This is a genomic window from Ralstonia nicotianae (assembly GCF_018243235.1).
GTDB lineage: Bacteria > Pseudomonadota > Gammaproteobacteria > Burkholderiales > Burkholderiaceae > Ralstonia > Ralstonia nicotianae.
In genome coordinates, this window is the sequence record NZ_CP046674.1 from 970,781 (window position 1) to 981,858 (window position 11,078).

Sequence of the window (11,078 nt, forward strand, 5' to 3'; positions counted from 1 at the left end):
AGGGGAGCGCCATGACAGAAACTGCAACGGAATTCAAAGCGCCGAAGAAGACGCGCGCCGCGCTTCTCGGCTTCTTCATCCTCGCCATCTTCGCCCCGTTCCTCGTGGGCGCCGTCGGCGGGAACTACTGGGTACGCGTGCTGGACTTCGCACTGCTGTACATCATGCTGGCCCTGGGCCTGAACATCGTAGTGGGCTTTGCCGGCCTGCTCGACCTGGGCTACATCGCGTTCTACGCGGTGGGCGCCTACATGATGGCGCTGCTGGGCTCGCCGCACCTGACCAACCAGTTCGAGTGGATCCATCAGCTGTTTCCGAACGGGCTGCATCTGCTGATCTGGTGGGTGATCCCGCTGGGCGCGGGGCTGGCGGCGCTGTTCGGCATCCTGCTGGGGGCGCCGACGCTCAAGCTGCGCGGCGACTACCTCGCCATCGTGACGCTGGGCTTCGGCGAGATCATCCGCATCTTCATGAACAACCTCGACCGCCCGGTGAACATCACCAACGGTCCGAAGGGCGTCAACCTGATCGAGCCGGTCAAGCTCTTCGGGTTCGACTTCTCGAAGCGGCATGACATCTTCGGCATCCACTTCGAGCCGGTGCACATGTACTACTACCTGTTCGTGCTGCTGGCGATGGGCATCATCACGGTGTGCCTGCGCCTGCAGAATTCGCGGATCGGTCGTGCATGGGTTGCCATCCGCGAGGACGAGATCGCCGCCAAGGCCATGGGCATCAACACCCGCAACATCAAGCTGCTGGCGTTCGCCATGGGCGCGTCGTTCGGCGGCGTGTCGGGGGCGATGTTCGCGTCGTTCCAGGGCTTCGTGTCGCCGGAATCGTTCGTGCTGTGGGAGTCGATCTACATCCTGGCCATCGTGGTGCTGGGCGGCATGGGCCATATCCCGGGCGTGATCCTGGGCGGCATCCTGCTGGTGGGCTTCCAGGAACTGCTGCGCGCGCTGGCCGAGCCGATCCAGAACAAGCTGTTCGGCCACGTGATCGTGGAAGCGGAAGTGCTGCGTCAGCTGCTGTTCGGCCTGGCGATGGTGGGGGTGATGCTGTATCGCCCCGCGGGCCTGTGGCCCTCGCCGCGCAAGGAAGACCGCCCGCAGAAGGCGCGGGTCGGTGGTTTGTCCCGCATCTGATGGAGGCACGCACATGAGCAACAACAACCTCCTCTCGATCCGGGGAGTCAACAAGCGCTTCGGCGGCCTGCAGGCGCTGTCGGACGTGAGCCTGGAGATCCGCGAAGGCGAGATCTACGGCCTGATCGGCCCGAACGGCGCCGGCAAGACCACGTTCTTCAACGTCATCACGGGCCTGTACACGCCGGACGCCGGCGAGTTCGTGCTGGCCGGCCAGCCGTACCAGCCGACCGCCGTGCACGAAGTGGCCAAGGCCGGCATCGCGCGCACGTTCCAGAACATCCGCCTGTTCGGCGACATGACCGCGGCGGAGAACGTCATGGTCGGCCGCCACGTGCGCACCAAGGCCGGCCTGATCGGCGCGGTGTTCCGCACCAAGGCCGCGCGCGAAGAGGAAGCGTCCATCGAAGACTGGGCGCACGACCTGCTGGACTACGTCGGCATCGGCAAGTACGCCAACTACACGGCGCGCAACCTGTCGTACGGCCACCAGCGCCGCCTGGAGATCGCGCGCGCGCTCGCCACGCAGCCCAAGCTGCTGGCGCTGGACGAGCCGGCCGCGGGCATGAACGCCACCGAGAAGGTCGAGCTGCGCGGCCTGCTCGACAAGATCCGCTCCGACGGCAAGACCATCCTGCTGATCGAACACGACGTGAAGCTGGTGATGGGCCTGTGCAACCGCCTGACCGTGCTCGACTACGGCAAGGTGATCGCGCAGGGCTTGCCGCACGAAGTGCAGAGCAACCAGGCCGTGATCGAGGCCTACCTGGGCGCGTCCGCGCATTGAGCCGAAGAAATGGAGCATGAGCGGAACATGAAACAGACAGTACTGAAGATCTCCGGCCTGAAGGTGGCCTACGGCGGCATCCAGGCGGTCAAGGGTGTCGATCTCGAAATCGCGGACGGCGAGCTGGTGACGCTGATCGGCGCCAACGGCGCCGGCAAGACCACCACCATGAAGGCCATCACCGGCCTGCAGGGCTGGGCCGGCGGCGATGTGGAGTACATGGGCAAGTCCATCAAGGGCGTGCCGAGCTACAACCTGCTCAAGCAGGGTTTGGCGATGGTGCCGGAAGGCCGCGGCGTGTTCGCGCGCATGACCATCGTCGAGAACCTGCAGATGGGCGCCTTCACGCGCAACGACGAGTCGGGTATCAAGGCCGATATCGATCGCATGTTCGGCATCTTCCCGCGCTTGAAGGAGCGGGCCAACCAGCTGGCCGGCACGATGTCGGGCGGCGAACAGCAGATGCTGGCCATGGCGCGCGCGCTGATGAGCCAGCCGAAGCTGCTGCTGCTGGACGAGCCGTCGATGGGCTTGTCGCCGATCATGGTGGAGAAGATCTTCGAGGTCGTGCGCGACATCTCGGGCCAGGGCGTGACCGTGCTGCTGGTCGAGCAGAACGCGCGCCTGGCGTTGCAGGCGGCGCACCGCGGCTACGTGATGGACTCCGGTTTGATCACCATGAGCGGCGACGCCAAGCAGATGCTGGACGATCCGAAGGTGCGCGCCGCCTATCTGGGCGAATAACTTCTGCGTAGCACCCTGGAAAAAGCCTCGCGACAAGCGAGGCTTTTTCTTTGGGCGTCAGGCCGAAGCGGTCTGCGCCGGGTCGCCCGCCGCCTGATAGGCATTGGGCCGGTGCAGCTGCATGAAGCCGCTGCCACCGGGCACGTCGGTAAAGCCGTGCTTGCGGTAGAGCCCGTCGGCATCGGTGGTGACCAGCACCGTGCGGCGCAGCCCCTGCAGTTCAGGGTGCTCGCGCAGCAAGCGCATCAGCGCGTGCGAGACACCTTTGCCGCGCCACTCGGGCAGCACGAAGACGTCGCACAGGTAGGCGAAGGTCGCGTGGTCCGAAATGACCCGGGCGAAGCCCGCCAGCTCGCCGTGCGTGCCGTCGTCATTCAGGCGGTAGGCCGCGAGGCACAGCGAATGGGCGATCGATCGGTCGAACACTGCGCGTGGCAGGCCGCGGGCCCAATACGTTTCCTGCGAGAGAAAGCGGTAGATCTGGTCCAGCGGGAGCCACGCGGGATCGTCGGACAAAACGATCCCCGTGGCCGGAACTGCGTGCGTCACGGCCATGGCAAACCTCGGGTTGGGAACAGCGATGGAGGGCGGCGCCGCGCGCGCCGCCCGGGGTGAAGCGTTGAAGCTCAGCCGTGTGCCTTGAGCAGCGTGCGCAGCATGCCGATCATCGTGTCGATCTCGTCGGTCGTGACGTTCAGCGCCGGCATGAAGCGCAGGATGTTGGGGCGCGGCGCGTTGAGCAGCAGACCCGTCGGGTTCATCTCGCGCGCGGCCTCGACCAGCTGGCCGCCGATGTCCTTGCCGAGCAGCAGGGCGCGCAGCAGGCCCTCGCCGCGTTCGCCGGCCAGGCCGAATGCTTCCGACAGCTCGAGCAGTTGCGCGCGCAGGTAGGCGCCGCGCTCCTGCACGCCGGCCAGGAAGCCCGGGGCGAGCAGCTGCTCGATCACCGAGCAGCCCACGGCCGTCATCAGCGGGTTGCCGTTGTAGGTACCGCCCTGGTCGCCGGCCTCGAAGCTGGCGACTTCATCCGTGCACAGCAGGGCCGAGAGCGGCACGCCGCCGCCGATGCCCTTGCCCAGCGTCATGATGTCCGGCTCGATGTTCGAGAGCTGGTAGGCGAAGAGCGTGCCGCAGCGCCCGCACCCGGCCTGCACTTCATCGACGATCAGCAGCAGCTTGTGTTTCCTGGTCAGCGCGCGCAGCTGCTGCATGAATTCCGGCGTGGCGGGCAGCACGCCGCCTTCGCCCTGCACCGGCTCGAGCATCACGCCGACGGTCTCGTCGGTGATGAGTGCTTCCACCGAGGCGATGTCGTTGAGGATGGCCTTCGGGAAGCCCGGCACCTGCGGCGCGAAGATGGTGTCCCAGCCGGCCTTGCCCGATGCGCTCATGGTGGCGAGCGTGCGGCCGTGGAAGCTGTGGTCGAAGGTGATGATCTCGAATCGATTCTTTCCTGCGCCGCTCTTATGCTTCTTGCCCCACTTGCGCGCGAGCTTGATGGCGCCTTCGTTGGCCTCGGCGCCGCTGTTGGCGAAGAACACCTTGTCGAAGCAGCTGTGCGCGCTCAGCAGGCCGGCCAGCTTGGCCATCGGCTCGTTGTAGAAGGCCGGGCTCGGGTTGATGAGCTTCTTTGCCTGCGCATTGAGCGCTTCGATCATGCCGTCGTTGGAGTGGCCGAGGCAGTTGACGGCCCAGCCTTGCACGAAATCCAGGTATCGCTTGCCGTTGTGGTCCGTCAGCCACGAGCCCTTGCCTTCGGTGAAGACGATCTCGGGCCGGTTGGTGATGTACATCAGGGACTGGACGGGGTAATCAGCAAACGCCATGGCAGAGGCTCCAGAAAAAGGCGGCAGGAAGATGAAACCGGTGGTTGGAAAAGACAAAGGCCACGGGGATTGCCCGTGGCCTTGTGATCGTCGAATTCTCTGAACCCGATAGGTGCAATCAGCAGGCAGCCGCGCGGCATCCCGAGGGAGGCAACGTACGGCGGCGTCGGAGGTGCTGGGCCTGGTTCATGGGCGCAAGAATAAGACGGATATCCACTCAAGTCAAAACGAAATTCGCCCCGTGTGGATTTGCGCAACGGTCGGGCTCAGGTGGCCGGGTGCAGGTCCGCCTCCGAGGTGAACGCGTCGGCGAAAAACGCATCCGGATGCATGCGGCACTGGGCGGCGAAGTCCGTGCGGGCCGCGTTGACCATCACCGGGGCGCCGCAGGCGTAGACCTCGTGGCCGGACAGGTCCGGGTGGTCGGCGACCACCGCCTGGTGGACGAAGCCGGTGCGGCCGGTCCAGCCGTCTTCGGGCTGCGCGTCCGAGATGACCGGGACGTACCGGAAGCCCGGCAGGGTGCGCGTCCATTCCTCGGCCATTGCGTGCATGTACAGATCGCGCGGACGGCGGCCGCCCCAGTACAGCGTCATCGGGCGCTGGATGCCGACGAACGCGGCGTGCTCGATAATGGCCTTGATGGGGGCAAAGCCGGTGCCGGAAGCGAGCAGGATGATCGGCTTGTCGGAGGCTTCGCGCAGGAAGAAACTGCCCAGCGGGCCTTCAAAGCGCAGGATGTCGCGCTCTTTCATCGCCGGCTGGCCTTCCTTGGCGCCGAAGACGTAGTCCGTGAACGCGCCGCCCGGCGTGTGGCGGATGTGCAGTTCGACCGGGCCGTCGGCGTGCGGCGGGTTGGCGAGGGAGTAGCTGCGGCGCTTGCCGTCGCGCAGGATGAATTCGACATACTGGCCGGCCAGGAACTGCATGCGCTCGGTGGCGGGCAACTGCAGCTTGACGATGGTCACGTCGGGTGCGGCCTTCTCCAGCGAGGCGACGCGGCAGGGGATCTTCTTGATGGGCACGTCGCCGGCGCCATGCACCTCGCGCACCTCGATGGTGACGTCGGAGGCCGGCGTCGCGCAGCAGAACAGCGCGCGGCCTTCGGTGGCCTCCTGCGCCGTCAGCGCGTTGGGCGAGTGGTTGCCCTGCACGATGGAGCCTTCGCGCACGTGGCCCTTGCACGAGCCGCAGGCGCCATTCTTGCAACCGTACGGCAGGCCGATGCCCTGGCGCAGCGCAGCGGCCAGGATGGTCTCACCATCTTCGGCCTGGAATTGGCGGCCGCTGGGCAACACGTTGATCTGATAAGCCATACTACAATCCAAATATGTTGAAAAGAGTGTCTGGTCGCCACGCTGCGGCACATCCGATGATGGACCAGGCGGCTGCCGGGTCACCCTTCCTCACGCGGAAGCTGGGGCGTCCGCGCATCCTGATCGTTGGATGCGGCGACGTGGGGCAGCGCTGCCTCGCGGTCCTGCAGTCGCGGTTCCGCGTCCTGGCCGTCACCTCGCGCGAGGTGGGCCGCGCGCCGCTGCAGGCCGCCGGCGCCGTGCCGGTACTGGCCGACCTCGACCGCATCGGCACCCTGCGCCGCCTGCGGGGCCTGGCGCCGCGTGTCCTGCACCTGGCGCCGCCGCCGGCCGCCGGCACGGATGATCCGCGCACGGCCGCGCTGCTCCAGGCGCTGTCCCGGCCGGGACGGCTGCGGGCCGCCGGGCCGGCCAAGGCCGGGTCCGCCGCTTCGCGTGGCATGAAACGCCGCATTCTACCCGAGCGGCGCAGCGGTACCGGCCGCTTGAAATCTCGCCTCCAGCCGCGCACCCTGGTCTACGCCAGCACCAGCGGCGTCTACGGTGACTGCGGCGGTGCGTGGGTCGACGAGACCCGGCCGGTGCGGCCGGCCACGCCGCGGGCCATGCGGCGGGTGGCGGCCGAGCGCCGGGTGCGGTGGCTCGGCGTCGGCGGCGGCTGGCGCACGTCGATCCTGCGCATCCCGGGCATTTATGCCGGCGATCGTCTGCCGGAGGCGCGCCTGCAGCGCGGCACACCCGCGCTGCGGCGCGAGGACGACGTCTTCACCAACCACATCCATGCCGATGACCTGGCCCGTGCGCTCATCGCCGCGCTGTTCCGCGGCCGTCCGCAGCGCGTGGTGCATGTCAGCGATGCCACCGAGCTGCGCATGGGCGACTACTTCGATGCGGTGGCCGCCGCGCGCGGCCTGCCGCGCCCGCCGCGCATCGCTCGCGCCGAGGCAGCGCGGCAGCTGGAGCCGGCGCTGCTCTCGTTCATGAGCGAATCGCGCCGCCTGCGCAGCGTGCGCCTCGCGCGCGAACTGCGGCTGGCGCTGCGGTATCCGACCGTCGCCGACTTCCTGGCCGGCGGGGGCTGACGTGGCCAAGCCCGCTCGCCCGCCTCAAGTCCGCGTCCGGCACATCGTGCGGGTGGGGCTGGCGTTGTCGATGCTGCTGGCGGGCGCCGCCCTGTGCTGGTTCGCTGCCGGCATGGTGGCGGATGCGATGGGTGCGCGCGAGCTGCGGCAGACGTTCGATGCGCGCCGCCAGCTGGCCGAGCAGGTGGCCGACGGGATGGCCAGCCAGATCACCGCCGACGTGGCGCTGCTGCGCGCCGTGCCGCTGACGCTGGCGGAGATCGAGTCGATTCCTGCCGGCGTGGCGCGCGTCGATACGCGCCGCTGGAACCTGATGGATGAAGGCTTGCGTCTCAAGGAGGCAACGGCCCATCCCGAGGTGCGGGCCGCGAGCACGTTCCTGAGCGTCGCCAACGGCAATCTCGGGCTGGACTACACCTGGGTGGTCGACACGCGCGGCTACGTGGTGCTGGCCAGCAACGCGGGGCGGCCCGGTTCGTTCATCGGCATGCAGTTGGCGCTCCAGCCGTACATGAAGGCGGCCATGCTGGGCGGCCTCGGCGAGCAGTTCACCGTCGGCCCGATTACGGGCGTGCCGGGGCTGTTCTTCGCCGCGCCGATCTACGATGCCCAGGGCCGCCTGGTGGCGGCGATCGGCACTAAGGTCAACCTGTCGCGCCTGCAGCACTGGGTGTCGCACCCGACCTCGCTGGTGGCGGACGCGAACGGGCTGATCATCCTGTCGACCGACGCCTCGCTGGTGGGCAAGGCGCTACCCGATTCGCGCGTGCAGCGGATGACGCCGTCCGAGCGCTTCACCGAGTACCAGCGGGTGGATTTCGAGCCGTGGTCTTACCAGGCGGCCGCATCGGCGCAGCGGGCGGTGCCGTCGTGGGTTCCCGCCGATGTGCGCGATGCCATGGTGTGGCGCGCGGGCAGTGAGATCCCCTCGCTGACAGTCTCGCGCACTGCCAGCGCAGACCTGACCGTGATGGTGGCGGAGCCGTTGGGGTCGTGGTCGTATCAGTTGGCCACCCACGAGCGCAATCGCTCGCTGGGTTTCGTGCTGTTCCTCAGCGGGCTGCTGGTCTTCGTGCTGGTGGTGTGGTCCCTGCTGCGGGAGCGCCAGCACCATCGCGTGACCCGCCACCTCAATCAGAGCCTGCAGCGCACCAACAGCGCGCTCGCCAACGAAGCCCATTTCGACCACCTGACCGGTGTGCTGACGCGGCGGCGCTTTCTCGCCCTGTTCGAAACCGTGCTGACACGCACCCATGTGCGCGGCGAGCAACTGGTGCTGGTCCTGGCGGACCTGGACCACTTCAAGCGCATCAACGACACCTGGGGCCATGCGGTGGGGGATCTCGCCCTGCAGCGCTTCGCCTCGCTCGCCACCAGCGTGATGCGCAGCAGCGACCTGATCGGCCGGCTGGGCGGCGAGGAGTTCGCCGTGGTCATGAGCCGCACCACCCTCGAAGAGGCGGCCGGCGTGGTCGAGCGCCTGCGCGCGGCCGTGGCCGAAGCGGACGAATCCCTGCCCAGCGGACTGGCCATGACGGTGAGCCTCGGCATGACGGCCTGCCACCCCGGCGACACCGCTTCGGAGATGCTCAGGCGCGCCGACCTGGCGCTCTACCGCGCCAAGGAAAGCGGGCGGAACCGGCACGCGGCGGGTTAGGAGCGCGGCGCCGACTCCTTTACGCGCAAGCCGGCCGCTCAGTTCGGCGTACGGCGTGCGCGCCTGCGCCGCAGTTCGAGCTGCACGCGGGCGCCTGCCAGCGGTGCGCGCCGGAACCGCTCGCGGCGCTGCTCCTCATCGAAGAACGCCACCGACGGCTTGACCAGGTCGCTGCGCGAGACAATGCCCACCAGCCGGCGCGATTGCGCATCGGCCACGACCGGCAGCCGCTCCAGTCCGTGCACGGCCAGGCGCGTGGCGACGATGCGGCAGGTCTCGCCCGGCAGCGCCATCACCGGCGCGTTGGCGCCGAACAGGTCGGCGATCATGGCCGCGCCGCGCGCGTGGCCGGCGAGCAGGGCGTCGCGGTCCAGCAGGCCGATCAGCGCGCCGTTACGCACCACCGGAAACGCGCGGTGCGCCTGCGTCGGGCCGAAGCGCTCGGCCAGGATGCCGGCCACGGAGGCTTGCGCATCGATGGTCTGCACGGTGCGCGTCATCACCTCGTCGACGGCGTGGCGCTCCAGCGGATCCACCGCGTATTCGCGATAGATGTGGAACCCGCGCCGCGCGATCTTCTCGGTCATGATCGAGCGCGGCATGGTCAGCACGACAAAACCGTACGCGACCGACACCGCCAGCAGCGCCGGCAGGATGGCGTTGATGTCGTGCGTGAGCCCGAAGGCGAACACGATGGCGGTGAGCGGCGCGCCCAGCACACCGGCCAGCGTGGCGGCCATGCACACCAGCGGCCACAGCCCTGGGTCGCCGCCCGGCAGGACGGGGCCGAGCAGCACGCCCAGGCCCGCGCCCATCATCAGCAGCGGCGCAAGGACGCCGCCGGACGTGCCCGAGCCCAGCGCGATCACCCAGATCAGCGCCTTGACCACCAGCAGCGCGAGCGCGATGCGGATGGCCAGGTGGTTGTGCAGCAGATCGCCGATGACGTCGTAGCCCACGCCCAGCGCGCGCGGTTCGAAATAGCCGCCGATGCCGATGGCCAGCCCGCCGAGGGCGGGCCACCACATCCAGTGGATCGGCAGGCGGCCGAACAGGTCTTCGGTTTTGTAGAGCGCGGTCGACAGCGAACGCGACAGTGCCCCGCACAGCAGCCCCGCGATCACGCACGAGCCCAGCGCAGGCAGCGTCGCCGGGGCGGTCGCCAGCGGAAAGAGCGGGCCCGGTTCCAGCACCAGCACGCGCAGGAAGCCGGCCACCGCGCACGCCGCCGCCACCGGCAGCATGCTGCGCGGGCGCCATTCGAACAGCAGCAGTTCCACCGCCAGCAGCACCGCGGCCACCGGGGTGCCGAACACGGCAGTCATGCCGGCGGTGGCGCCCGCCACCAGCAGCGTCTTGCGCTCGGCGGCGGTCAGCCGGAAGCACTGCGCGAGCAGCGAGCCGATCGCGCCGCCGGTCATGATGATCGGACCTTCCGCGCCGAACGGTCCGCCGCTGCCGATCACGATGCCCGACGACAGCGGCTTGAGCACCGCCACCCTGGGCGACATCCGGCTCTTGCCGAACAGGATCGCTTCGATTGCCTCGGGGATGCCGTGGCCGCGGATCTTGTCCGAGCCGAAGCGCGCCATCAGGCCCACGATCAGCCCGCCGATGACCGGCACCGCGATGACCCACAGGCCCAGCGTGTTGCCGGCCGGCGAATGGTCCGCGAACGATAGCGTCTGGAAGAAGAACAGGTTGGTGAAGAAGCGGATCAGGCCGAGCAGCACCGCTGCCGCGACCGTGGCGAGCGCGGCGATGACCGCCGCCAGCGCGACGGTGCGGAACAGGGTGGTGTCGGTGGCGAAATCGCGCCGGAGGACGTGGGTTTGCATGGGGCGGCTCCTAGGCTTCGAAATCGGGCAGGCGGAAGGCGCGCTTGAAGGCGCTCAGCTCGCTCTGGTGCAGCGCCGCCAGCTGGCCGACGCAGCGTTCGCCCTTTTTTGTCAGATGGACTTCCACCTGGCGCGCATCGGCGGCGCTCGGCCGGCGCTCGACCAGGCCGGCGTCTTCGCAGCGCGTGACCAGCGCCACGGTGCCGTGCGGCGACGCCTGCAGGCGCTCCGCCAGTTCGCCCACGGTGGCCCATTCGCGGCCGACGAATCCTTTGACGTGCAGCAGCAACTGGTACTGCAGCGGCGTGATGCCCTTGGACTGGATCAGGTCTTCGGACACGCGCAGGAAGCGGCGCAGGTGGTAGCGGAAGTCGGACAGGGCTTCGAAGTCCGCTTTGTTGAGGGGGCGGGGTGGGGCGGTGGTTGGCATGGGGGCGTTCGGTGAATGGCGCCGAATATATCATGATGTGATATATCTGGGCGGACCGGGGCCGCCATACGCGCGTGCGATGTCGCCCGAAAAGCAAAAAAGGCCAAGCGGGTGCTTGGCCTTTCATGCGGAATGCTTGGTGCCCGGGGTCGGACTTTCATCGCTTTTGGGCAAACAGCCGGAAAAGCGGGGAATCGGCCGGAAAGGCGCGTCGTATAGCCATTTGCGGCCGACAAAAGGTGCCCGCTCG

Annotated in this window: 10 protein-coding genes; 5 read left to right on the plus strand and 5 right to left on the minus strand. The window is 68.3% G+C overall.

The genetic code is table 11. The annotated features are described in order from the left end of the window. Window positions 1–11 precede the first annotated feature (11 nt). From GO999_RS04480 to GO999_RS04490, 3 genes are read left to right on the plus strand one after another with little or no spacing between them, the layout of a single operon-like run. A complete protein-coding gene (locus GO999_RS04480) occupies window positions 12–1,148 on the plus strand; it encodes an ABC transporter permease subunit (RefSeq protein WP_211906579.1) in 1,137 nt (378 codons plus the stop codon). Window positions 1,149–1,161: 13 nt separating this feature from the next. Next, a complete protein-coding gene (locus GO999_RS04485; RefSeq protein ID WP_011002357.1) occupies window positions 1,162–1,935 on the plus strand; it encodes an ABC transporter ATP-binding protein in 774 nt (257 codons plus the stop codon). 27 nt (window positions 1,936–1,962) lie between these two features. Beyond that, a complete protein-coding gene (locus GO999_RS04490) occupies window positions 1,963–2,679 on the plus strand; it encodes an ABC transporter ATP-binding protein (protein ID WP_021155331.1) in 717 nt (238 codons plus the stop codon). A gap of 57 nt (window positions 2,680–2,736) precedes the next feature. Here GO999_RS04490 and GO999_RS04495 read toward each other — a convergent pair whose 3' ends face one another. From GO999_RS04495 to GO999_RS04505, 3 genes are all read right to left on the minus strand, one after another. Beyond that, window positions 2,737–3,234 carry a GNAT family N-acetyltransferase gene (locus GO999_RS04495; protein WP_058907797.1) on the minus strand — a complete coding sequence of 166 codons (498 nt, stop codon included), beginning with the start codon at window positions 3,232–3,234 and terminating at the stop codon, window positions 2,737–2,739. Between the two features lie 71 nt (window positions 3,235–3,305). Then, a complete protein-coding gene (locus GO999_RS04500; protein ID WP_016724148.1) occupies window positions 3,306–4,505 on the minus strand; it encodes an acetylornithine transaminase in 1,200 nt (399 codons plus the stop codon). 266 nt (window positions 4,506–4,771) lie between these two features. Next, entirely contained in the window at window positions 4,772–5,821 is a 1,050-nt protein-coding gene (locus tag GO999_RS04505) for a CDP-6-deoxy-delta-3,4-glucoseen reductase (protein WP_211906580.1), read from the minus strand. A 56-nt stretch (window positions 5,822–5,877) separates the two neighbouring features. Here GO999_RS04505 and GO999_RS04510 point away from each other — a divergent pair, with 56 nt between their 5' ends. Both GO999_RS04510 and GO999_RS04515 read left to right on the plus strand, forming a co-directional pair. Then, on the plus strand, window positions 5,878–6,903 hold the full coding sequence (locus tag GO999_RS04510; RefSeq protein WP_211906581.1) for an NAD-dependent epimerase/dehydratase family protein: 1,026 nt from the start codon (window positions 5,878–5,880) through the stop codon (window positions 6,901–6,903). Window position 6,904: 1 nt separating this feature from the next. Further along, window positions 6,905–8,560, plus strand: a complete 1,656-nt coding sequence (locus GO999_RS04515) for a sensor domain-containing diguanylate cyclase (protein WP_028853521.1) — start codon at window positions 6,905–6,907, stop codon at window positions 8,558–8,560. Window positions 8,561–8,598: 38 nt separating this feature from the next. Here the strand turns inward: GO999_RS04515 and GO999_RS04520 are convergent, their stop codons facing one another. Beyond that, on the minus strand, window positions 8,599–10,398 hold the full coding sequence (locus GO999_RS04520) for a chloride channel protein (protein ID WP_211906582.1): 1,800 nt from the start codon (window positions 10,396–10,398) through the stop codon (window positions 8,599–8,601). A gap of 10 nt (window positions 10,399–10,408) precedes the next feature. Then, entirely contained in the window at window positions 10,409–10,828 is a 420-nt protein-coding gene (locus GO999_RS04525) for a MarR family winged helix-turn-helix transcriptional regulator (RefSeq protein ID WP_011002349.1), read from the minus strand. Between the last annotated feature and the right edge of the window lie 250 nt (window positions 10,829–11,078).

What these genes read in the sequence shown, in the direction of transcription:
- GO999_RS04480 (WP_211906579.1), top strand. Translation starts at nt 12, where the DNA reads ATGACAGAAACTGCAACGGAATTCAAAGCGCCGAAGAAGACGCGCGCC.
- GO999_RS04485 (WP_011002357.1), top strand. Translation starts at nt 1,162, where the DNA reads ATGAGCAACAACAACCTCCTCTCGATCCGGGGAGTCAACAAGCGCTTC.
- GO999_RS04490 (WP_021155331.1), top strand. Translation starts at nt 1,963, where the DNA reads ATGAAACAGACAGTACTGAAGATCTCCGGCCTGAAGGTGGCCTACGGC.
- GO999_RS04495 (WP_058907797.1), bottom strand. Translation starts at nt 3,234, where the DNA reads ATGGCCGTGACGCACGCAGTTCCGGCCACGGGGATCGTTTTGTCCGAC.
- GO999_RS04500 (WP_016724148.1), bottom strand. Translation starts at nt 4,505, where the DNA reads ATGGCGTTTGCTGATTACCCCGTCCAGTCCCTGATGTACATCACCAAC.
- GO999_RS04505 (WP_211906580.1), bottom strand. Translation starts at nt 5,821, where the DNA reads ATGGCTTATCAGATCAACGTGTTGCCCAGCGGCCGCCAATTCCAGGCC.
- GO999_RS04510 (WP_211906581.1), top strand. Translation starts at nt 5,878, where the DNA reads ATGATGGACCAGGCGGCTGCCGGGTCACCCTTCCTCACGCGGAAGCTG.
- GO999_RS04520 (WP_211906582.1), bottom strand. Translation starts at nt 10,398, where the DNA reads ATGCAAACCCACGTCCTCCGGCGCGATTTCGCCACCGACACCACCCTG.
- GO999_RS04525 (WP_011002349.1), bottom strand. Translation starts at nt 10,828, where the DNA reads ATGCCAACCACCGCCCCACCCCGCCCCCTCAACAAAGCGGACTTCGAA.